Origin of the sequence: Pseudarthrobacter sp. NamE5 (genome assembly GCF_005796225.1) — a bacterium.
Lineage (GTDB): Bacteria > Actinomycetota > Actinomycetes > Actinomycetales > Micrococcaceae > Arthrobacter.
This window is the reverse complement of the sequence record NZ_VAHO01000007.1, coordinates 1-22,412: the sequence shown is the minus strand read 5'-3', so window position 1 is coordinate 22,412 and position 22,412 is coordinate 1. Positions and strand designations below refer to the sequence as shown.

The 22,412-nt window shown below is 65.9% G+C and carries 15 protein-coding genes and 1 tRNA gene; 4 read left to right on the top strand and 12 right to left on the bottom strand.

Annotated features, from left to right (window positions below):
* Positions 1 to 187: 187 nt before the first annotated feature.
* The 7 genes from FDW84_RS10270 to FDW84_RS10240 form a co-directional block, all read right to left on the bottom strand.
* Positions 188 to 2,728, bottom strand: a complete 2,541-nt coding sequence (locus tag FDW84_RS10270) for a helix-turn-helix transcriptional regulator (protein ID WP_138609101.1) — start codon at positions 2,726 to 2,728, stop codon at positions 188 to 190.
* A 106-nt stretch (positions 2,729 to 2,834) separates the two neighbouring features.
* On the bottom strand, positions 2,835 to 5,570 hold the full coding sequence (locus FDW84_RS10265; RefSeq protein WP_138609099.1) for a LuxR C-terminal-related transcriptional regulator: 2,736 nt from the start codon (positions 5,568 to 5,570) through the stop codon (positions 2,835 to 2,837).
* 122 nt (positions 5,571 to 5,692) lie between these two features.
* A complete protein-coding gene (pth, locus tag FDW84_RS10260; RefSeq protein WP_138609097.1) occupies positions 5,693 to 6,283 on the bottom strand; it encodes an aminoacyl-tRNA hydrolase in 591 nt (196 codons plus the stop codon).
* A gap of 110 nt (positions 6,284 to 6,393) precedes the next feature.
* Positions 6,394 to 7,017: a 50S ribosomal protein L25/general stress protein Ctc gene (locus FDW84_RS10255; protein WP_138609095.1), complete on the bottom strand. Its 624-nt coding sequence runs from the start codon at positions 7,015 to 7,017 to the stop codon at positions 6,394 to 6,396.
* A gap of 310 nt (positions 7,018 to 7,327) precedes the next feature.
* Positions 7,328 to 8,308: a ribose-phosphate diphosphokinase gene (locus FDW84_RS10250; protein ID WP_138609093.1), complete on the bottom strand. Its 981-nt coding sequence runs from the start codon at positions 8,306 to 8,308 to the stop codon at positions 7,328 to 7,330.
* Positions 8,309 to 8,310: 2 nt separating this feature from the next.
* Positions 8,311 to 9,789, bottom strand: coding sequence for a bifunctional UDP-N-acetylglucosamine diphosphorylase/glucosamine-1-phosphate N-acetyltransferase GlmU (glmU, locus tag FDW84_RS10245; RefSeq protein ID WP_138609091.1), 1,479 nt, complete (start codon positions 9,787 to 9,789; stop codon positions 8,311 to 8,313).
* Between the two features lie 100 nt (positions 9,790 to 9,889).
* Positions 9,890 to 9,961 (bottom strand) — tRNA-Gln (locus tag FDW84_RS10240).
* Positions 9,962 to 10,097: 136 nt separating this feature from the next.
* Between FDW84_RS10240 and FDW84_RS10235 the strand changes: the two genes are divergently transcribed.
* Positions 10,098 to 10,724 carry a TetR/AcrR family transcriptional regulator gene (locus FDW84_RS10235; RefSeq protein ID WP_138609089.1) on the top strand — a complete coding sequence of 209 codons (627 nt, stop codon included), beginning with the start codon at positions 10,098 to 10,100 and terminating at the stop codon, positions 10,722 to 10,724.
* A gap of 155 nt (positions 10,725 to 10,879) precedes the next feature.
* On the opposite strand, the gene FDW84_RS10230 is transcribed toward FDW84_RS10235, so the two are convergent.
* From FDW84_RS10230 to FDW84_RS10210, 5 genes are all read right to left on the bottom strand, one after another.
* Positions 10,880 to 12,706: an ABC-F family ATP-binding cassette domain-containing protein gene (locus FDW84_RS10230; protein ID WP_138609087.1), complete on the bottom strand. Its 1,827-nt coding sequence runs from the start codon at positions 12,704 to 12,706 to the stop codon at positions 10,880 to 10,882.
* A gap of 37 nt (positions 12,707 to 12,743) precedes the next feature.
* Positions 12,744 to 13,706 (bottom strand): 4-(cytidine 5'-diphospho)-2-C-methyl-D-erythritol kinase, encoded by a 963-nt coding sequence (locus FDW84_RS10225; protein WP_138609085.1) that lies wholly within the window; start codon positions 13,704 to 13,706, stop codon positions 12,744 to 12,746.
* A complete protein-coding gene (gene rsmA / locus FDW84_RS10220; protein WP_138609083.1) occupies positions 13,703 to 14,575 on the bottom strand; it encodes a 16S rRNA (adenine(1518)-N(6)/adenine(1519)-N(6))-dimethyltransferase RsmA in 873 nt (290 codons plus the stop codon). The genes FDW84_RS10225 and rsmA overlap by 4 nt, the downstream gene beginning before the upstream one ends.
* A gap of 166 nt (positions 14,576 to 14,741) precedes the next feature.
* Positions 14,742 to 15,920, bottom strand: coding sequence for a resuscitation-promoting factor (locus FDW84_RS10215; RefSeq protein ID WP_138609081.1), 1,179 nt, complete (start codon positions 15,918 to 15,920; stop codon positions 14,742 to 14,744).
* A 277-nt stretch (positions 15,921 to 16,197) separates the two neighbouring features.
* On the bottom strand, positions 16,198 to 17,103 hold the full coding sequence (locus tag FDW84_RS10210; protein WP_138609079.1) for a TatD family hydrolase: 906 nt from the start codon (positions 17,101 to 17,103) through the stop codon (positions 16,198 to 16,200).
* Between the two features lie 162 nt (positions 17,104 to 17,265).
* On the opposite strand from FDW84_RS10210, the gene FDW84_RS10205 reads away from it, so the two are divergent.
* From FDW84_RS10205 to FDW84_RS10195, 3 genes are read left to right on the top strand one after another with little or no spacing between them, the layout of a single operon-like run.
* Positions 17,266 to 18,384, top strand: coding sequence for an AAA family ATPase (locus tag FDW84_RS10205; RefSeq protein ID WP_138609077.1), 1,119 nt, complete (start codon positions 17,266 to 17,268; stop codon positions 18,382 to 18,384).
* A gap of 10 nt (positions 18,385 to 18,394) precedes the next feature.
* Entirely contained in the window at positions 18,395 to 19,867 is a 1,473-nt protein-coding gene (locus tag FDW84_RS10200; RefSeq protein WP_138609075.1) for a DUF58 domain-containing protein, read from the top strand.
* A complete protein-coding gene (locus tag FDW84_RS10195) occupies positions 19,864 to 22,377 on the top strand; it encodes a transglutaminase TgpA family protein (protein WP_138609073.1) in 2,514 nt (837 codons plus the stop codon). Before FDW84_RS10200 ends, FDW84_RS10195 begins: the two co-directional genes overlap by 4 nt.
* Positions 22,378 to 22,412 lie beyond the last annotated feature (35 nt).

Below are 22,412 nucleotides of genomic sequence, written 5' to 3'. Positions count from 1 at the left end.
GCCGTTGCTTTGCTTCCTTAAGTAAATCCTGCAGTGACCGGGCGCACACGAGTAGGCAGTACTCTAATTCGGTGACGGGGTACTACCGGGGTAACCGGCCGGTACCCGGGGGCGCTATTGGCTGGGCAGCCCTAAGCTCCAGCCGGTACCATGGCGCGGGGCAGTGCCGTGCCGTTACCGGCGGCTGCTACTTGGGAAGGGCCGACTCCAGCTCATCCCGGCTGCGCACACCCAGCTTGACGTAGGTGCGGTACAGGTGTCCCTCCACCGTGCGGACCGACACCATGAGCCGCTGGGCGATCTCTCGGTCCGTCAGGCCCTGCACGGCAAGCTCCACGATGTCCTGCTCGCGGCGGGTCAGGTGGACGGCAGGAGCTGCCGCAATGAAACGGCCCTCCCGGAACCGTTCACCCAGTTCGTGGTCGCACTTTTCGCGCTGGGCAACAGCCTGTCGGGACCGGCGTCGCTCGCCGGACTGCTCCAGCACGGTGCTGGCCCGGGCATAGGCCTCGCGGGCGAGGTTGACGAAGCCGGATTCCTCCAGCATGGCCGCGGTGGCCATCAGGGTGTCCCCGTTGGCGGCTTCCCAGTCGGTGGCAAGCTTGAGCATTGCTCCGGCCCAGCGGCCCTCCACGCCCCGGGCTGCCTCCTGCACCATGGGGATCACTGAGAAGTCCCCCAGGTCCCAACAGAGGGCGAGAAGTTCCAGCAGGGCACCCTTCCGTGAAGAGGCCTCTGCAGTGGTGACCAGCGTGTGCAGTGAGGCGAGCCCCTTGCCGTCCCGGGACAGATACTCCGCAGCAGCTGCGGCGTAGGCTCCGGCCAGGAAGTCGTGGGCGGGATTGCCGGCCACAGCATCCTTGTAGTCCTGTTCCAAGCGCTTCGCCTGCGCGGTGTCCCCCAGCCTGGCCGCGGCATAGAAGCCCAGGGCGGAGCCGAAGCGGAACAGCTGCAGGGGGTCGTTGAGCCTCAGCGCTTCCACAGCCGGCAACAGCAGTTGGTAGGCGCGCTCCATCCGGCCTTGCCGCAGCATGGAATATCCGCGCAGTATCTGCAGGCTGCCGTTGAAGGTTGCCGCTCCGCGCGCGTGTCCTGCAGCGTAGTTGTCCAGCTCACGCTCCGCCGATTCCCATTCGCCCATGGCCAGGTAATCCGACACGAGACGTCCCAGCACGAATTCCGGAAAGAAGAACAGGCTGTTCTCCAGGGGCGTGAGTTCGGAGGCAGCCAGGAGCGCCGCATCGAGTCCCTCCGCGGGCCTGCCCGCTGCAGCAAGCGCATGGGCCAGGAGTGCCTCGCCAATGGCCCTGACCGGGTCACCGCCGGCTTCTGCCGACCTGCGGTTCCTGAAATCTGCGGCTCGGGTAAGGAGTGCTTGGAAGTCCACCTCCGCACCGGACTGCAGCAACTGCAGAAGTTCCTCCTGCCAGGCCTGGGCCGCTTCCGGTGTCTCCTCCGCGTCTCCCCTTATTGCCTCCGCCAGAGCTGCGAGCGGCTGTCCGGTTGCCAGGTGGGCAGAGACCCTCAGCAACAGCACGGCGGGGCCCTCGGGATGGTGCACCAACTTGGGCCAGCAGTCTTCAAGCAACATGGCAGCCTCGGCATAGGAGCCCTCGTTGTAGAGGGCCCGTGCCCGGATGGCCTGGGCCAACGGCAGGAGTTCGGGGTCGTGAACCTTGGCCACGATAGTGCGGGCACCCTGGTTGCGGAAGCGTGTCAGCGCCTCGCGGCCGGCCTCCAGCATCCCGGCGTCGGAAACCCGCAGGCCACATTCCAAGGCCCATTCGACAGAACGCAGCCAGCCTTCGCCACGAAGCGCAGCGGGATCCCGGTGGTCGCGGAGTTTCTCCAGCAGTTGGAGGCTGCGTGACACCGAGATGGTGTTTCTGATGGCGTTCGCGAACAAGGCGTTCCACAGGGTCAGCTCGGCCGGGACGCCGGAGTTTTCGACAATCATTTGCTGGTCCAGCAGGGACCGGACCACCGCTGCCCCGCAGACATCCTCGATCGCCTTCCTGCTGACGGGGCCGGCCAGCGCAATGAGCTTCAGGGCTTCCTGTTCATCCGGCCGTCGCCGAAGGTGATCCTTGGTAACCACCGATTTCAGCCGCACCCCATCCGTGGGCAATGCTCCCAACAGGATCCAGATCCCGTTCCGCTTGGCCAGGATTCCGGCCTCGGCGGCATCGTGCAGCAGGGCATCCAGAAGGCGCGGGTTCCCTCCGGAGGCAGTCCAGACGGCGTCTACGGTGGCGGCAGGAACCGTACCGTCGAGGAGGTGGGCCAGCGCGTCCTCAATCTGTTCGCGGTTCAGGGGACGCAGGTCCACGCGCTCGGCCAGCCCGTCATACCACAGCTGGTCCAGCGGCTGGGGCAAGCCCGGCCGGGGCCTGGCAGCCGCCACCACTGTTGCCCACCCGGCGGAGATCAGGTCGGCCACTACACCCGCGGAAGCCTCGTCCAGGTAGTGCGCATCATCAATCACCAGCAGGACGGGTGCGCCGTTGCCCGCCTTCAATTTCTCGAAGTAGCTCCACATGGACCGCAGGACGGCCACGGGCGAAACTGATTCTTCGGCCGTCAGCTCGCCGGTGTAGGGAGTCAGGACACCGAACGGCACCGCCGCCAGGGCTGAACTCCCGTGCATCTGCAGCACGTTCAGTTCCCCGGTGAGACGCTCGGCGATTGCAGCGGTTAGGGATGATTTTCCGATGCCCGGTCCTGCCATGACGAAGACCGCCTGGCTGGTGAGGTTCCGGACAATACCGCAGATCCGCTCGAGCGGCTCCCGCCTTCCGGAGAGGAACCGGTGTGCCGTGGTGGGCTTGTGGCCGTTAGACGAGTCCAGTCAGATCACCCCTGGAAGTTACGCCGAGCTTAGTGAAGACCTGGTACAGGTGGCCCTCCACGGTGCGCACTGACACGCCCATCTCCAGTGCGATGTCCCGGTTGGAAGCACCCCTGCCCGCCAGCCGGGCGATCTGGCGCTCCCTGCTGGTCAGCAGCGGGCTTCCACTGCTGGGCACAATGGGAAGATTCGCCACGGTGGCGGCCAGGATGTCCAACCGGCCCTGTGCTGTCCGGGCGGTAAGGGAATCGCTGTTCTGGCGCGCAAAGTCCACGGCGAGGGCCATGCATCGCGCCTCCACCGCATCCAGCTCCAGGGTGGCCGCCAGTTCGCCGCCGGCCAGGAGGATCTTGGCATCCTTGGTGCGGCTGCCCACCGCGATCAGCCGGGAAACCTCAGCCAGCGGACCCTGGCGGTGGCCGGCGATCTCCTCCAGCAGGCGGAAGTCAGCATCGCTGCCGTTCACGGTGGCGGCCAGCAGGTTGACTCCAGCCAGGGTGAAGCGCCCCGCCTCCATGTTGTGGCGGGCGGCCTGCTTAAGGCCGGCCACGGCATCGGTATCGCCAAGCCAGCGCCCTGCCACGAGGGAACAGAACTCGATGATGCTTTCGGTGATGAAACTGGACTTCCCCGGCACCCGCTGCAGTTTGGCCAGGTACTTACGCGCCTGCCCCGCGTTGCCCGTCTGGGCGTGTGCCAGGGCAATCGCTGCATAAGCACAGCGGAGGGCAGCCTGCACCGGTTGAAGCTCCAGCTGCGCCGCCGCGGAGATGAGCGGTTCAAGGGCGGCGGCACCCCGGCCGGAGAAGACATAGGCGACGCCTGCCCCGAGCTCAGCTGCTGCACTCCGGAACGGGAGCCCGCGCGGTTCCTCTGCTGCCTGCGGGCCCAGAAGGTCGATGCACCGCCGCCACTGTCCCGCCATCAACAGGACCAGGTAGGCTTCCCTGGTGTAGCGTTCCCGCAATCCCACGACGTGGGACGCATCGGTGATTTGGCCTCCGAGCTGACGCAGGATGCTCAGTGCGTCCATCTCCCGGCCCGTCATGACCAAGGCCTTCATGAGCAGGATGGCCGAGTGCATACGGTAATGCGTGTCGGGATTCAGCGCCGGGTCGGCCGCTGCCTCAAGGGCGGGAATGATGGCGGCATACTCGCCCGCGAATACACGGTATTCGAACTCGCTCAGGGCCACCCGGTTTGCTGCGATGACAGCCGGTTCCGGCCAGGCCTTGTTGTTCGCTGCCTCCTCCAGCCGCCTCCGGGCCTCCTGCAGCAGGTTTGGCACCCGGCCTGCCTGCTCCGGCAGCGACAGCATTACCTGTGATTTGGCGGCTATGACCCGGGCATATTCCCCGACGTCCAGGCCCTCCAGCTCAGGCTGCGAAATCTCCTCCAGCGCCGCCATGGCCTGGACCGGCATATCCAACTGCAGATACGCGGCCGCTTTCTGGCGCTGACCGGCAACCCACTGCCGGTCCCTCCGCTGGAGCATTTCAGCGTAGGTCAGCGCGAACCGGGGATCGAACAGCTGGACTGCGGCTTCTGCTGCGGCGAGGGCGAGGGCAGGGCTCAGGTCCGCCTCGCATTCGTGGGTCCAGGCGGCAAAGGCCATCAGCTCTTCCACTGTCATCGCGGCAGGGTCCGGTTCGGAACCGCCCAGGAGCAGGGCCCGCAGCTCCCGGCGCCGCGCGATGCTGAGCCAGGTACGCACCACGTCGCCGATGTATTTCTCGCGCAGGGACACCCAGCGATGGTCGGACTGGTCGATTTCGAGCAGGCCGCCGTCCTCCATGTCGGCCACGACATCGGCGCTGTAAATGGCGGTTAGCCTGGACAGTTCCACATGGCGGGCGCAGGAAAGCATTTCAATAACTTCCCGGGCTTCCAAGGTTTCCCTTGACCAGCGGGACCGGACGATGTCGTCAAGGCTGGCGGCACCGTCGAGGACCACCTTGTCCCGCAGGGTCCAGACGGAGTCGGACAGCACCAGGTTCCCGGACAACTGCTGTTCGGTCACAAGCGCCTTGAGCAGCAGCGGGTTGCCGCCCACCATATGGTGATAGGTGCTTACCAGGGACGCCGAGACCCGATGGCCAAGCAGGGACAACAGAACCTGGCGGGTCTGCAGCTCGTTGAGGTTGCTGAGCCGGACCTCGGTCAGCCGCCGGTCCGTCAAAAGCCAGTGGAAGTCCGGAGGCAGATCACTGATTTTCGGTGCCACAGCAATGATTTTTGCCGTGCCGGTCAAGAGTACGTTCAGCAGCACCCCGGCACTCATGTCGTCAATGCTGCCCGATGTGTCCAGGGTGATAACGCAGGGCCTGCCCCCCGCGTCGCTTCGAATGAGCGACGTGATGCCCCGCAGGATGGCCGTGGGGGAACCCATGTACGCCTGCGGAAGCCTCGCCAGGAGGAAGGATAGGCAACCGTAGGGTGTGGCGGAACCTCCCGGCCCGCTGCGGAGCTGCAATGACCAGACGTCCGGTCCCAGGTCCATTACCGCGGCACGGGCCAGGGAGGACTTTCCCACGCCGCGGCCGCCGGTGATCACCACGCCAAGGGAGCCTTCTGTGGTGAGTGCAGTCCGAACGGATTCAAGGTTTGCGCCGCGGGCAGGGGCAGACCACAGTTGCCCCTCCCGCCTTCCGGAGGTGTCTGTGTTCAGCCCAGCGTCGTGAGGTGTTGACCCACGTCCCCAGCTGAGTGGCTCGATTGACATGAACTTATCCCCTACATCCCGCTATAGCGGGATGTAGCCCCATTGCTCCCCCGCCTAGGAAGTAGACTACCCCGTCGCAGAGACAAGGAAATAGGGCTAAAGACCTTTAAGTTCAGATTGTGCTAGCCCTGGGACTTGGCGGGATGGAATTTCTGCTGTGCTGCAGTCAGGCCGTCGCGCAACAGGGCTTCGACCGCGTCTGCCGCTTCATCCAGCAGGAATGGCAGTTCCTTGAGCTCTGCAGTCCCAAAGTCGCGCAAGACGTAATCGGCCGTATCCATACGTCCGGGAGGACGCCCCACCCCCACCCTGACCCGCAGGTAATCCTTGGTGCCAAGTGCCTTCGAAATGTCCCGCAGGCCGTTGTGGCCGCCTTCTCCCCCGCCAATCTTCAGTTTCACCGTATTAAAAGGGATATCGATCTCATCGTGCACTGCCACCACATGGTCCGGCGCGATGCCGTAGAAGTTCGCCAGGGCGGCCACCGGCCCGCCGGAGACGTTCATGTAGCTCATCGGCTTTGCCAGCACCACCCGCGGCCCGCCGATGCCTAGGCGTCCTTCGAGAACCTGGGCACGGGCCTTGTGGCTTCTGAAACCGGCGCCCATCCGGGCTGCAAGTTCGTCGAGCACCATCTGGCCGACGTTGTGCCTGTTGCCTTGGTATTGCACGCCGGGGTTTCCGAGGCCGACGATCAGCCAGGTGTCAGTCATGGGTCAATCCTAAGATGGCGGTGACGGGCGGATGCCGCTGGCACAAGGCCCCGCGGACATGGCAGTGGCCGGACCCTGTTGGGTCCGGCCACTGCAGGAATACCGGGTGATTACTCGGCTGCGGGAGCTTCCTCAGCAGCTTCGGAAGCTTCGCCGGAAACGGCTTCGCCACCTTCGGTGGCGCCCTCTTCCTCGGTCGCGGTGGCCTCGGAGATGTTCACCACGAGGGCCTCGGCGTCAGTCAGCAGGGCGGTACCCTTGGGCAGTGCCAGGTCGGAAGCGTGGATGTGCTCACCGGCGGCGCGGCCTTCGATGCTGACGGCCAGGGTCTCGGGCAGGTGGGTAGCCTCAGCCTCAACGGAAACCGTGGTCAGTTCGAGGTTGTGCACAGTGCCGGGGGCGGTTTCGCCTTCAACGTGGACCGGGACCTCGACCGTGACCTTTTCGCCCTGGCGGACGGTCAGGAGATCGATGTGCTCGATGATCTGCTTGATCGGGTCGCGCTGGACATCCTTTACCAGGGCCAGGTGGCCTTCGCCGTTGATGTCCAGGGACAGCAGGGCGTTGGGGGTCCGGACGGCCAGGGTGGTGGCCTTGGCGGGCAGGGTGACGTGGATGGGGTCTGCACCGTGGCCGTAGATCACAGCGGGGATGAGGTTGGCCATCCGGGCGCGGCGGGCATAGCCCTTGCCGAATTCAGTGCGTACTTCTGCTGCGAGCTTCTGCTCAGACATGGAAATCTCCTTGAAGACTAAACGGTGTTCAGCAAGGGCGGAGGTCTGTTGCGACCTTCAACGCCGGGCGGCACAAGGCAGCCCTTCAAGAAGGCAGCCCTTCAGGGGAAGGGCAGATCAGACCCAGTCGATAACGGAGACCTGCAAACCGGTTTCCCGGTTGCTCTCCCTCGCCAAGGTATCGCTGAAGAGTTTACCAGTGCGGCGCCCGTTTACTGAAAACGGTCCCGTCGGCACCCTGGGCCCGCAAGCCCGCCCAGGGAGCGCTGCCGGCGTGCACCCAGGCGCCGGGCCATCGCCGGCTCAGGCCTCAGGCGTTGCCGTCGAACAGGCTGGTGACAGAACCGTCGTCGAATACCTCACGGACAGCGCGCGCGATCAGCGGTGCGATGGAGAGCACCGTCAGCTGCGGGAACCGCTGTGCCGCGGTGAGCGGCAGGGTATTGGTGACCACTACTTCACGGGCACCCGACTCCGAGAGCCGCCGGGCGGCAGGGTCGGAGAAAACGGCATGGGTGGCGGCAATGATGACATCCTTGGCGCCGGCGTTCTTCAGCACCTGGACGGCGCCGGAGATGGTGCCGCCGGTGTCGATCATGTCGTCGATCAAGACGCATGTGCGTCCTTCGATCTGGCCCACCACGGTCTTGGAAACCGCTTGGTTCGGCACCGTCAGGTCGCGCATCTTGTGTACGAACGCCAGCGGCGCGCCGCCCAGGCGCTCAGCCCACTGTTCGGCAACCCGGACGCGTCCGGTGTCCGGGGAGACGACCGTGATGTTCTCTGCCTCCACCCGGGTGCGGATGTAGTCGGCGAGCAACGGGATGGCCATCAGGTGGTCAACCGGGCCGTCGAAGAAACCCTGGATCTGCGAGGTGTGCAGGTCAACGCTCATGATCCGGTCGGCGCCTGCGGTGCGGTATAGGTCCGCCACCAGCCGGGCGGAGATGGGCTCACGCCCGCGGCCCTTCTTGTCCTGGCGCGCGTAGGGGTAGAACGGTGAGACAACCGTAATGCGCTTGGCCGATGCACGCTTCAGCGAATCGATCATGATCAGCTGTTCCATCAGCCAGTTGTTCAGCGGGGCCGGGTGTGCCTGGATGACGAAGGCATCGGTACCGCGGACGCTCTCGCCAGCACGGACGTAGATCTCGCCGTTGGCGAAGTCGTAGGCATCCACGGGCAGCAGGTCCGTACCGAGTTCCTTGGCGATCTCCCGGGCCAGCTCCGGGTGTGCCCGCCCGGTGGCGAGCACCAGCTTCTTCTCGCCGCGCGCCGTAATTTCGCTCATGGTTACTTGCCCTCTTCTGTAGATGCCGGGGTACTTGAGGAGTCGGTGGAGGCCGCCTCTGCCAGTTCAGCGGACCGGGTTCCCGGCCGGTGGGCGGCGACCCAGCCTTCCGTGTTGCGCTGGGCGGCAACAGTCAGCGCAAGCGCACCCGGGGGCACGTCCTTGCGGATCACCGCGCCGGCGCCGCTGTAGGCGCCGTCCCCCACGGTGACCGGGGCAACGAAGACCGTGTTGGAACCTGTACGGACGCCCGAGCCGATGACCGTGCGGTGCTTCTTCTCGCCGTCGTAATTTGCCGTGATGTTGCCGCAGCCGATGTTGGTGTCCTCGCCGATTTCGGCATCGCCGGCGTAGCCGAGGTGGGACAGCTTGGAGCCGCGGCCGATGGTCACGTTCTTGGTTTCATAGAAAGCGCCGATCTTGCCGGTCTCGCCCAGGACCGTGCCCGGGCGGAGGTAGGTAAAGGGCCCGACGGCGGCGCCGGCTCCAATGGCGGCACCGGAACCATGCGTGCGGGTGACCTTTGCACCCTCGCCGATGGTGACGTCCGTCAGGGTGGTGTCGGGACCGACGACGGCGTCCCTCGCCACGGTGGTGGCACCGTGCAGCTGCGTGTTGGGCAGGATGCGGACGTCCTCGTCCAAAATGACTGAGGAGTCGATCCAAGTGGTGGCGGGATCGACCACGGTAACGCCGGCGCGCATCCATGCTTCGACGGTACGGCGGTTCAGTTCGGCTCCGAGGGCGGCGAGCTGGACGCGGTCATTGGCGCCTTCCACCTGCCAGCGGTCGGCGGTGACGACGGCGGCAACGCGGCCGCCCGCCTTGCGGGCCAGTCCCAGCACGTCGGTGAGGTACTTCTCACCCTGCGAGTTGTCCGTGGTGACGTGGCCCAGTGCGCCACGGAGGACCGCGGCGTCAAAGGCGTAAATGCCTGAATTCACTTCCCGGATGAACCGCTCCGCCTCTGAGGAATCCTTGTGCTCCCGGATGCCGGTAACGGTTCCGTCCTCCCCGCGCAGGATCCGGCCATACCCTGTGGCGTCGTCGAGGACTGCGGTCAGGACCGTCACGGCATTCGCTTCGCGCTCATGGGTGGCCACGAGTTCAGCGAGCAGCTCCCCGGACAGCAACGGCACGTCGCCGTAGGTCACCACGACGGTCCCGGTGAGCTCCTGCTCGGCATCGAGTGCCTGCAGGGCGACCTCAACGGCGCGGCCGGTGCCCGGAACGTCGTCCTGGTCCACGATCACGGCAGCAGGGTCCAGCTTCGAGACATGCCCTGCCACGAGGTCGCGTTCGTGGCGGACCACAATTGCCAGCTGGCGGGGGTTGATGCTGCGGGCTGCCAGGAGGGCGTGGCCCACCATCGACCTGCCGCCGATCTCATGGAGGATCTTGGGAGTCCGCGACTTCATCCGGGTACCGGCGCCTGCCGCCAGGACGATAACTGCGGCCGGGCCGGCATTCTCGGGGATCACGTACGGGCTCTCCTTGCTTGGTTGCGCTGGCGCTGGAGGTGCCCGGCCCTCTTGCGGGCGGCACCGGATGTCATCCTACTGAACGCTCCACGCACAGCAGTTCCGCCCATAGGATTCGAACCTATACTCCACGGCTCCAAAGGCCGGGGTGCTGCCGTTACACCAGAGCGGACCATGCCGGAGGCGCAAGGCCCTGGGCACAAGTCCTTATTTTGCCACGGGTTTGGGGCGGCGCGCGACACGGGCCCCGCGTGCCGGGGCCCGTCACCCCGGAATGCGGGCGTGCACCGGTAGGGCATGATGGAAATGTGAGCAACAACCCTCCGCGGACACGGATGACAGGCCTGCAGCGGCGAAAGCAGCTGATCGACGTCGGACGCGGCCTCTTCGCCGTCCGGGGACTGGACGGCACCACGATTGAAGAAATCGCGGCGTGCGCAGGAGTGTCCAAGCCGGTCATCTACGAACACTTCGGCTCCAAGGAAGGGCTGTACACCCAGGTGGTGGACTACGAGTTCAGGACGCTCTTGGACTCCATCAACGCCGCCCTCACGGAGGAGGCGAAACCGCGCGTGCTGGTGGAGCGCGCCGCCCTTGCCCTGCTGACCTATATCGAGGACCGCACCGACGGCTTCCGCATCCTGATGCGGGACGCACCGCCGTCACAACCCGAAGGCGCCTTCTCCACCCTGCTCTCCCACGTCACAGCACGCGTTGAACACATACTCTCCGACGAATTCTCCCGCCGCGGATTCAGCGGCGAGGACGGCGCCATGTACGCCCAGATGCTCGTGGGCATGGTGGCCATGACCGGCCAATGGTGGCAGGACAGCCGCCAGCCCGACAAGCACACCGTCGCTGCGCACCTGGTCAACCTTGCCTGGAACGGCCTGACGGGCCTCAAGAAGGATCCGGAGCTGAAGTCTGAGCCTTAGGCCTGGTCGCCTTCGCGGTACAGAAGCCCTTCGCCGTCGCTTAGACACGACGCATAGGGGCACCTGCGGTCGCTGGGCGACCTCCGGCGCCCGATGCGCCGCGATGCGCTCCTACGCGAAGGTCCCCTGCGCCGCTCGTGCAGGCGTCACCTTCGTCAGTCGCCCAGGAGTTCTGAGGACTCCAGCCACTCCAGTTCCAGGGCGTCCTTTTCGTCGGCCAGGTCCTTGAGCTGCTTGTTCAGTTCGGCGAGGGCATCGAAGTCGGACTTTTCGGTGCTCTTGACCATGTCGTCGTGGAGTTTCTTCTCCTGCTGGTCCAGCTTTTTGAGCTGGCGCTCAATCCTGTTGAGGGCCTTGCGGGCTTCCCGTTTTTCGGCTTCGGAGGGTCCGGTCCCGGTGTCGGCGAGGGCTCCCCCTCCGCTGGTGACCGGGTTTCCGCCGCCGGTGACGGTGGAACCGGCCAGCGCCGCTTCCCGGAGCTCGAGGTACTGGTCCACTCCGCCGGGCAGCCCGCGGAGCTTGCCGTCGCCGAGCAGGGCCATCTGGTGGTCGGTGACGCGTTCCAGCAGGTACCGGTCGTGGCTGACGACCACCAGGGTGCCGGGCCAGCCATCGAGCACGTCCTCGACGGCGGCGAGGGTGTCAGTGTCCAGGTCGTTGGTGGGCTCGTCCAGCATCAGCACGTTGGGCTCCCCTACGAGCAGCCGCAGGAGCTGCAGGCGGCGCCGCTCGCCGCCGGACAGGTCCTTGACCGGTGTCCACTGCTTCTGGTTGGTAAAGCCAAGCTGCTCCACTAGCTGTCCGGCCGTGAACTCCCTGCCGCCCACGCTGAAGGAGCGCTTTTCCCGCTCGATCACCTCGATGACACGCAGGTCGGCGACGTCGTCGAGCTCCTTGACCTCCTGGGTGAGCACCGCGGTCACCACTGTCTTGCCCCGCTTGAGCTTCCCCGCGTCCGGCGTGATCTCCCCGTTGAGCAGTTTCAGGAGCGTCGTCTTGCCGGCGCCGTTGACGCCCACCAGGCCCAGGCGTTCGCCGGGGGCAAGGCGCAGGGTGATGTTGTCGAAAAGCTTCCGGCCGTCGTCGCCGCCCCGGAAGTTCAGGGAGACGTTCTCCAGGTCCAGCACATCTTTGCCCAGGCGTGCTGTGGCCATCTTGCTCAGGGCCATGGAATCGCGGGGCGCGGGGACGTCCTCGATGAGGGCGTTGGCGGCCTCGATGCGGAACTTTGGCTTGGAGGTACGGGCCGGTGCACCGCGGCGCAACCACGCCAACTCCTTTTTAACCAGCTGCTGGCGTTTGCTCTCCACCACAGACGCCATCCGGTCGCGTTCGGCACGGGCGAGCACGTACGCGGCATAACCTCCATCAAAGGGGTCAACAATGCCGTCATGCACTTCCCAGGTCTTGGTGCAGACTTCATCCAGGAACCAGCGGTCGTGGGTCACCACCAGGAAGGCACCCTGGTTGGCCCGCCAGCGCGACTTCAGGTGCCGGGCAAGCCAGGCAACCCCCTCGACATCAAGGTGGTTGGTGGGCTCGTCCAGCATGATGACGTCGTGGTCCTCAATCAGCAGTTTCGCCAGCGCCACCCGGCGCTTCTGTCCACCGGACAGGGCGTGCACGTTGGCGTGCCAGTCGACGTCGGACACCAGCCCGCCCATAATCTCCCGGATCCGCGGGTTCCTCGCCCACTCGTAGTCCGCCTGGTCCCCCACGATCGCTGCACCCACGGTCAGGTCGCCGTCGAGCACATCGCTTTGGTCCAAATAGCCAATGTTGACGTCACCCCGCTTGGTGACACGGCCGGAGTCGGGTGTGGAGCGCAAGGCCAGCAGCCGCATCAGGGTTGACTTGCCGTCACCGTTGCGGCCCACCATGCCGATCCTGTCACCCTCTTCGAGTCCCAGGGTGAGGCCGTCCAAGACGGTGCGGGTCGCGTAGGAAACCGTCAGGTTTTCGCCGCCAAGAAGGTGTGCCAAAGGAACTGCTTTCTGATTCGGGTAAGGACTGGAAGTTTTACAGGAGCGTGTCGGAAATGATGCGTGCGCCGGGAACCGGGCCGTGGACGGCCATCGCTGACAGACCATGATGCCGCAGATCCGCGGCCAGGGCCTCTGCAGCCACCGAATCATCGCTCAGCAGGGCCACGGTGGGTCCCGATCCGGAGACGATCCCCGCAAGGGCTCCCTTTGACTCTCCCATACCCAGCGTATCCCGCAGGGCCGGTGCCAGTTCGATGGACGCCCGCTGGAGGTCATTGACCAGGACGCGGCTCAGCGCTTCGGCGTCTCCGGCGCGCAGGGCAGCAAGGATGTGGGGGTCCACTCCGGTGGGTTCCTCCGCCTTGACGCCTTCAGCCTCGCGCATCCGGTCCAGGGTCCGGTACACCTCAGGGGTGGGAAGCCCGTAATCGGCGGTCACCAGAACCCAGTGCGTCTGCGCCTTGGCCAGTGCCGGGGAGAGCTCATCGCCCAGCCCCAGCCCCACCGCCGTACCGCCAAGGAGTGAAAACGGGACGTCGGCACCCAGCTCGGCTGCCAGGTGCGCAAGCTCGTCGCGGGACAGGCCGCTGTTCCACAGCGCATCACACGCCACCAGCGTGGCGGCGGCATCTGCGGACCCGCCGCCCATCCCGCCCGCCACCGGTACGCGCTTGGTGATCTCCAGATGGACCCCGGTAGGGCGTTCCGAAACGTCTGCCATGATCGCGGCCGCCTTGCAGGCAAGGTTGCTGGCATCCAGCGGGATGTTCGCAGCGTTCAGGTCCAAGGTGCTGTCGGCGCTGAGGCTGACAGTTATCCCCGGGGTCTCGGTGCTGGTGGCGGCCACTTCCTCGTAGAGGGATACCGCAAGATAGACGCTTGCTACGGAATGGTAGCCGTCCGCACGCAAGGGACCCACATCCAGCGAGACATTCACCTTGCCCGGCGCCCTGACCCGGACGGTCCTGGCAGCAAAGCGCCCCACCGCTGCACTCACTGAATTACCTCTTTGGCTTCTGCGATCCTGGCAAAAGCCCTAATGTCGATGACTTCACCCCTGGCTGTGGGGTCGACGCCGGCGGCCACCAGGAACCGTTCCGCCTCGGGCGCTCCTCCGGCCCAGCCGGCCAGGGCCGCGCGCAGGGTTTTCCGCCGCTGGGCGAAGGCGGCGTCAACCACGGCAAACACCTGCTCCCTGGTGGCAGACGTGGCCGGAGGCTCGCGGCGGGTAAAGGCCACCAGTCCGGAATGGATTTTAGGTGCCGGCCAGAAGACGTTCATGCCAATGACGCCGGCCTTGCGCATCTGGCTGTACCAGGCGGCTTTGACGGAGGGAACCCCGTACGTTTTCGATCCGGGACCTGCAGCCAGGCGGTCCGCCACTTCATCCTGGACCATGACCAGCCCGTGCTGCAGGGAGGGGAAATATTCCAGGAGGTGCAGCACGACGGGGACGGCGACGTTGTACGGCAGGTTGGCCACCAGCGCCGTGGGCTGCACCGGCAGCGCCGTGACCTTCATGGCGTCGGCCTGGACCAGGTGGAACGCCCCCACGGCGGAAGGGCGCCATTTCCTGACCGTTTCAGGTAACTTTGCAGCCAGGACGGGGTCTATTTCGACGGCGACGACGGCTGCTGCGGCGTCGAGGAGTCCGAGCGTCAGTGAGCCGAGTCCGGGACCTACCTCGAGCACCGTCTCCTCCGGACCGATGCCGGCTGCCGCCACGATCCTGCGGATAGTATTGCCGTCGATGACGAAGTTCTGGCCCAGTGTCTTGGTGGGCCTGATGCCAATCTCCTCCGCCAGCCTGCGAATGTCGGAAGCACCAAACAGCGGTGCGGGCGCGGCGGGGATGGGTTCAGTCACCTAGGTATCCTATCCCCCGCAGCACCTCCGGCCGGCCCCAGCGCGTGCGGCGGGGAAGGGTTGAAGCGGAAGCGTGCGGAGGCGGCCCGTCGGGTTAAATGGCAGCGGCCGGGCCCGCAGGTTCGGGGCCCGGCCGCTGTGTGCCGCAGGGTGGCAAACGCCAGGGTCAGCCGCGGGCAGCCCATCCGCAGCCCCACGGCTGCAGGCCGCGCTGCGCGTAGACTCGGTTGGCAATGTCAATCTGCTGGGTCTTGGTGGCGAGGCTGGCGTTGGGTGCATAGGCTCCGCCGCCGGCGCCGATCCAGGTCTGGATATCAAACTGGAGGCCGCCGTAGTAGCCGTTGCCGGTATTGATGCTCCAGTTTCCTCCGGACTCACACTTGGCGATGGCGTCCCACATGGCTTCGTTCATCATGGCCGGAGCGGCGGCACCAGTGTTGGCACCTGCGCTGGCTGCCGGAGCAGCAGCCTGGGGCACGGGCTTCGGCTTCGGCTTCGTACCTACCGTGACCTTCTCCGTGACGGGCTGGACCGAGACCGCCTCCGACACCAGGGTCCGGGAGGCTTCGCGGCCATCCACCAGTACGAGTTTGAAGGTCTTCTCCAGCTTGCCTGCTGCGCCCGCCCGGGTGATTTCCTTATCGCCCTTCAGCAGTTCCGCACTCTCGCTGGTCTCCGTCTCGAACGGGATGTCCTCGGTGGTGACAGCGGTCTGGCTGTTGTCTACGCGGGACACCTTGATGACCATGTTGTTGACCACATGGGCGTTGGCGGGCTGGGAAGTGCGGTCGTTTGCGCCGAGCGCCAGGCCGGCATCTTCAAGGACCTTGCCCACCGTGGCGGCCGTAGTGGTGGCAGTGTCCACCTTGCCGTCGGCAACAATGCTGACGGTCTTGGGCGTGGAGATGGACACGTAGGAACCGGCGATGGACAGCTGTGCCTCCTTGGGGACGGAGACCGACGATGCGCTCGCGACCCCGAGTTCTGTCACCAGGCCTGCCACGTCCCGGGCCGTGGTATTCACCGTCTTTTCAGAGCCGTCAAGGCTGACCTTGACCTCTTTGGCCTTGTTCACGTTGATGACAGTGCCGTCCTGGACGGACTCACCGACTGCCGGGGACACACGGTCAGCGGGATTCAGCTGCAGGTTGGCGCTCCTGATCACCTGTTCCACGGTTCCGCCGAAGGTCTGCACGGACGAAACCTTCCCGTCAACATTGAGTGTGACGGTTTTGTTATTGCCGACAAACGCTACGAGGCCTACGACGAGTGCGCACAGCACCAGCAGCTGGGCGCCAACCTTGACAAAGCTGAACTTGCCGTCCGAGGTGAAGATCTTGATCACGATTGCCCGTAACTCTAGGTCTGTCCGGGCACGGGGAAACGCGCAATGAAATGCCCGGCACGGCCTGTAAGGGCAGTCCGGGCACCGTTGCGCCGCCACACTCCGCGCAACAGGACTGCCGGGCATGGCGCGGCAGTCCTGTTGCGGAAAGAAGTGAAATTATCCGATGGCCTTCCCCGACCCCGGCTAATGTATGTTCACTGTAACCGTAGCGTTATAAAGTCGCCAAGAAATTTGCATACCAGGTATGCCTGCGATAACGCTTGGAAAACGATGCCTAGTCCCAGCTGCCGTACGCCCGGATGGTGTTTTCGCTGATTCCCGAGCACAGTGCAGCCAAGTCTGTTCCTGTCAATTCCGCCATCGCCCGCACGGTGTAGGGAACCATGTAACTCGCATTCGGCCGGCCCCGGTGCGGATGCGGGGTAAGGAAGGGCGCATCCGTCTCGACCAGCATCAGGGCCGGGTCCGCGATCGCGAGCGCGGCGCGCAGGTTTGCGGCGTTGCGGAAGGTGAGAGTGCCTGCGAATGACATCCACCAGCCCTCCTTGTTGCAGATCCTAGCCAGCTCCTCGTCCCCGGAAAAACAATGGAATACCACCCGCCCCGGCGCACCTTCCTCGCGCAGGACCTGCACGACGTCATCATGGGCGTCCCGGTCATGGATCTGCAGCGTCAGGTCCAGGCGCTTGGCGATGTCGATGTGGCGCCGGAAGGAGTAACGCTGGTGCGCCAGGCCTTCCCCTTCCGTGCGGAAGAAATCGAGCCCTGTCTCCCCAATCGCCCTGATCCGGGGATGGGAGGCCAGCCGTTCGATCTCCGCCAGTGCCTGCTCCAGCTCTCCGCGGGCAGCGTAGCGGGGAGCGTCGTTGGGGTGGAGGGCAACGGCTCCCAGCAGGCGCTCGTCCAGGTCCACGGCCTGCACCGTGAACCGCGATGACTCAAGGTCGCAGCCCACCTGGACGGCACCCTGCACCCCCACCGCCGCGGCCGCGTCCAAGGCCGCTTTCACGCCAACGGGTGCTTGCCCATCCGGGAAATCCAAATGCGTGTGATTGTCCATGACGGGCATCGGAAGGGGCTCCGGAGCCGGGGGAAACGCCTTTTGCCGGGAGCCGGAGGGCTCCGTGGCGTCAACCGTTAAAGGGTCGCGGTAGGCGGCTGGGGGAAGCGAAGTGCACATCGGTCCAGCCTAGCCGTGGATGGTGCCCCCACATTTGTCGGAACTCTCTGTCAGCAGCGGCAGTTGTGTTAGTAGTCTGGTACGAACACATGCAACGCCCACCGACGGGCGAAGGCAGGCTTGCTGTCCCGTCCAGGTGAACCCCGGGCTGAAAGGTTGCCGATGGAATCCCACCGACGTACTGCCAACGATGTGAGCGCTGCGAACCGTGGATTAGCGGGGGTGGCTAACCCCGTTCCGCTGAACGGGCATCGCCCGGCCGCAATGGACGCTGCTTCCTTTCATGCCGCCAGCCAGCGGATCCTCACCTCTGTTAACACGGTCATCGACGGGAAATCCGATGCCGCCAAGCTTGCGCTGACCGTCCTGCTGGCCCAAGGACACCTGCTGCTGGAGGACGTACCGGGGGTGGGCAAAACCCTCTTGGCCAAGACCCTGGCGCGGACGATCGACTGCAGTGTCAACCGGATCCAGTTCACTCCCGACCTGCTGCCCTCGGACGTGACGGGAGTGTCCATCTACAACCAGTCCTCGCGGCTGTTCGAGTTCCGCCCCGGTGCGGTCTTCGCCAACATCGTCATCGGCGATGAAATCAACCGCGCCTCCGCCAAGACCCAGTCAGCCCTGCTGGAATGCATGGAGGAGCACCAGGTCACGGTGGACGGAACTTCCTACCGGCTGGACGAACCGTTCATGGTGGTGGCCACGCAGAATCCCATCGAAATGGAAGGGACCTACCCGTTGCCAGAGGCGCAGCGGGACCGGTTCATGGCGAGAATTTCAATGGGATACCCGGACATGGCTGCCGAGATCGAAATGCTTGAAGCACATCAGGCGGCGTCGCCGCTGTCCAAGGTTTCCGCAGTCGTTACCTCCGCCGATGTTGCGGCGATGATCACCACGGTCCAGCAGGTCTACGTGTCCCAGGCAGTCAAGGAGTACACGGTATCGGTGGGAAGGGCCACCAGGGAAAGCCCCCTGCTTCGGCTGGGCGCCAGCCCCCGTTCCATGCTGCAGCTGCTGCGGGCAGCGAAGGCCACCGCTGCCCTCGACGGGCGCGACTTCGTCCTGCCCGACGATGTGGTCCTCGTAGCTGATGCGGTGCTGGCACACCGCATCATCCTTGACCGGAAGGCCGCCAGCACCGGGGAGACCCCGCACACCGTCCTCAAGGGCATCCTGTCCCGGCTGCCCGTCGCTGCCGAAGGTGCCGGTGCAGGCCGGACTGGAGCCGGCGGAAGGGCGGCCGCCCCAGTCACAGGACTGGGCAGGAATCACTAGGCGGGCATCCATGACGCTGCTGGACAGGGTACCCCGCCACCTCTTCACGCACCGCGGCTGGGGCATGATTGCCGCGGGTGGCATCGCCCTTGGTGCTGCGCATGTCCTGGGGCGCCGGGACCTGCTGACGTTGAGCGTGCTCCTGATAGTCCTTCCCCTGGTCTCCCTCGCCGGGATCCGGCTGATCAAGCCCAGGTTCCAGGTGTACCGCGAGTTCAACCCGTCCCCGGTAGAGACGTCAGCGCCCACCGCTGTCCGGCTCGCAGTGGCCCGCACAGGCAGCAGCAGCGGCAGGGCGACGATGGAGGAACGGCTTCCGCCGCGTTTCGGCCAATCGCCCGCGTTTAGTTTCCCTTCGCGTTCTGCCACCGGCGGCACCAGCCGCTATGAATACCACCTTCGTTCAGCACAGCGCGGCCAGTTCCTCATAGGCCCGGTGACCGCGGAATTCACCGACCCGTTCGGTCTATCACTGCACCGCCAGGCAATAGACGACGGCGACACCCTCACCGTGACCCCTGCCGCCGTCGTCCTTCCCCTGACCGGGCTGGCCGGCGCACGGGGCAACGACGGGGTCACCGCCACCAGGATCCGGGCCAATCCCAGCGACGATGATGTGATGACGCGCGAATACCGCCACGGCGACCCGATGCGGCGGGTGCACTGGGCTGCCACTGCACGGCACGGAGACCTCATGGTGCGGCAGGAGGAATCTGTCACGACGCCCGAAGCCACCATCATCATGGACCACAGGTTCAGCGCGTTCACCGTGGGCTCCGGTGCGGGAACGCCCGGGCAGGCGGCACAGCATGGCCATGCCATGGTCACCAGCGGGACCTTCGAGTGGTCCGTGGTCGCCGTCATGTCCATCAGTGCGCACCTGGCTGAACGAAACTACGCCCTGCGCCTGCTGGACACCGGCGGCGAGCCGGCCTTCCTCCGCTCACCGTCCGCGCCGGAGCCCGAAGTGGAGGAATACAGCGGAGCCGCCGGCCTGCAGTCCATCAGTGAAAGCCTGGCTGCCATCCAGCTGACCGGGCCGCTCCATAACCGCCGCGACCCCCTTCACGATTTGGCGGCCAGGGGCGGACTTGGGAAGACCTCGCCCGGTCGCGCCGTGGGCGGCAGGGAGGGTGGCCCGCAGGAGGCGGGGCCCGAGGTGTTTGGTGACGCGCTCATGGACAAGCTGTCCGCGCACCGGATGCGGGGGCCGGTGATAGCGGTGCTGGGAGCCGTTTCACGGATGGAGGCACTTGCGTTGGCCCCGGCCGCAGCGTATGCCACCAATGCCTTCGCAATCGTCGCTGTTGAAAAACCGAAAGAGTTCACGGAGGTGCTGGAGGTGCTTAGGCAGGGAGGCTGGCGGGCAGTGGCCGTCGCGCCCTCGGCGTCGGTGGCTGCTGCATGGAACCAGTTCGACCAGGAGGTGGCCGTGCCCGTCCCCGCAGCGGAGGTCCGGCGCGGAGCGGGGGTGGCACAGTGACCCTGGCACCAGCGCGCAGTCCGGGAACGGGCCAGCAGCCGGAAACCTACCCGGAAAGGCCAGCAACGCGCCCCCAGGTCGGCGCCTATCCCTGGGCCATGGCGGCGGCGATCACCGTTGCCGTCTCCGGCGCGGCCCTCTCATTGAACGGAGTGCTCCGGGGCTGGGGCTGGTATTGGCCTGCGCTGACCACCGTGCTGGTGGTCAGCTTCACGCTTGCCGCCCTGAGGTCCCTGCGCGCGCAGCCACTGCTGGTGACGACCGGCGGGTTCCTCTCCCTTGGCATGATATTGACCCTGACGTTCTTCCGGGGTTCCAGCATTGCCGGCGTTGTCCCCACTCCCGGCACCCTGGGAGAGCTGGACCGCCTGATCCGCCGTGCCAGCGAAACGGTACTTTCCGAGACCGCACCCGTGGCGCCCAACGTCGGGATCGTCATGGTCATCTGCGCCGTCCTGGGTTTGGCGGTCATCCTGGTGGACGCACTCGCGCTGCCCCTCGGCATGCCGGCCGCCACCGGTGTGGGACTGTTCGCCCTCCTGGTGGTACCGGCGATGATCAAGCCGCAGAGCGTGGGCTTCTGGGGGTTCTCAGCCACCGTGGCCGGCTACCTGATGATCCTGGCCTGCAGCCAGTGGTTTGCGCCCGATGTGAGGCTGCAGAGCGATTCCGGCCGCACTCCGGGGCAAACGAGGCGCGCAGTACTTACCGGTTCCGTTGCCCTGGCGGCCACCCTGGTGGTGCCCTTGGCCATTCCCGGCTTTGATCAGGGGACCTTTCCGCAAGGGTCCCGGCTCAATCCGTGGGGCACTTCAACGGGCCTGAATCCCATGATCACCCTTGGCAACAGCCTCCGCACCCCTGACGGCAGCGGGCGGATCACCTATGCCACCAATGCGTCAACGCCGCTGTACCTGCGCTCTGTCACCGTGGACCACTTCGACGGCGATTCCTGGGGCCCGGACGACCGCGACTCCTCCCGCCTGCCGATGGCCGGGCGGATCGAGCCCGGCTACACAGTGCTGGCGGATGAACAGCTGCGGCTGGTCACGGCCATCGACGCCGGGAGCTTCAACAGTCCCTACCTTCCTGCCCCCTACGCACCCGAATCCGTACGCGGGCTCAGCGGCCGCTGGACCTGGGACCCTGCCACCTTGACCATCAAGGGATCCGAGTCCACCACCTCGCGGCGACAGGAGTACCTGGTCACCTCCTCCGTACCCAAACTGACGGCCGGCCTCCTTGCGCAGTCCTCGGCTCCGGTGCAGGGCGTTCCGGACGATTTCACCAGGATTCCAGGCAATGTGCCCGACATCGTCCGCACCACTGCCGATACCGTGGCCGGCGCTGCGGGCACGCCGTACCAAAAGGCCCTGGCGATCCAGAAGTATCTCCGGTCAGTGGAATTCACCTATTCCCTGCAATCGCCGGTGCAGGGCGGCTATGACGGCAACGGGCTCTCAGTCCTCGCGGACTTCCTGCAGCAGAAGAGCGGCTACTGCATCCACTACGCGTCCGCCATGGCAGTCATGGCACGGCTGGAAGGCATCCCCAGCCGCATAGCCGTTGGATACGCCCCCGGCAGGCTTACCGGCGCCACTGTTACGGTGACCGGCCAGGGAGCGCTGCCAGAGTACGAAGTGGATGCCCGCGATGCCCACGCCTGGCCCGAACTTTATTTCCAGGGCCTGGGCTGGGTGCCTTTCGAGCCCACCCCTTCCCGCGGCGTGGTTCCCGATTACGCCATCGAATCAGCGGCGCCAGCCGCCCCTAATGCGCTGGAAAACAACCAGGACCTGGTGCCGGATGCCACTCCGGCCCCTGCTCCAGTACCGAACGCCACCCCGCTCCCCGCCCCCGGCGGCGGCGGCGGAAGCACTGAAGCGGGCTTGCCGTTCCTGCCGTGGCTCCTGGGCTTAGGCGGCATCTTGGGGGCACTGCTTCTGCTGTCCGCTCCCCGGATGGTGAGGACAGGCATCCGGGCAAGGCGGCTCCGGCCGCAGGACCCCGGCGCCGCTATACCACTGGGATGGCGTGAGCTGCTGGACCTCGGCACGGACTACGGCCTGCCCCCGGGGCCAAGCGAGACACCGCGGGCCTATACCGCACGGCTCCGCGGGGCCCTGCTGGGGGACCCGGACGGGTTTGACCGGGATGCGCACCAGGCAGCACTCTCACTCACGGCGGATTATGAACGGCACAACTATGGCCGGCCGCCGCTTCCCGTTCCTGGGACCACGCAGGATGGCGGCGCGCCCTCCGCCAAGGGCAACGAAAGCACAGTGGCCACAAGGATTACTGCCGTGGAACTGTCGCTGCGGGCCAACGCCCCGTTGCTGCCCAGGCTGCAGGCTGCCTGGATCCCTGCGTCGGTCACGCGCCGCCTCGGCCGGCTGCTGGCCACCCCGTTCATCGCTGCCGGGAAGTTCGCCGCCAGGACAGCAAAAGCCGCCGCGCACTCCTGGCCTGTAACGCCCAGGCCGGGAGCGCGCGACGGCGTTCAGCGGTAAAAGCCGGACCGATGCCCGCCGGACGCAGCTGCTAT

Bases quoted from the DNA above. Each gene is read 5' to 3' on its own strand.
- FDW84_RS10265 (WP_138609099.1), bottom strand. From the start codon at position 5,570: ATGTCAATCGAGCCACTCAGCTGGGGACGTGGGTCAACACCTCACGAC.
- pth (WP_138609097.1), bottom strand. From the start codon at position 6,283: ATGACTGACACCTGGCTGATCGTCGGCCTCGGAAACCCCGGCGTGCAA.
- FDW84_RS10205 (WP_138609077.1), top strand. From the start codon at position 17,266: ATGGAATCCCACCGACGTACTGCCAACGATGTGAGCGCTGCGAACCGT.
- FDW84_RS10270 (WP_138609101.1), bottom strand. From the start codon at position 2,728: ATGGCAGGACCGGGCATCGGAAAATCATCCCTAACCGCTGCAATCGCC.
- FDW84_RS10210 (WP_138609079.1), bottom strand. From the start codon at position 17,103: ATGTGCACTTCGCTTCCCCCAGCCGCCTACCGCGACCCTTTAACGGTT.
- FDW84_RS10250 (WP_138609093.1), bottom strand. From the start codon at position 8,308: ATGAGCGAAATTACGGCGCGCGGCGAGAAGAAGCTGGTGCTCGCCACC.
- FDW84_RS10200 (WP_138609075.1), top strand. From the start codon at position 18,395: ATGACGCTGCTGGACAGGGTACCCCGCCACCTCTTCACGCACCGCGGC.
- FDW84_RS10255 (WP_138609095.1), bottom strand. From the start codon at position 7,017: ATGTCTGAGCAGAAGCTCGCAGCAGAAGTACGCACTGAATTCGGCAAG.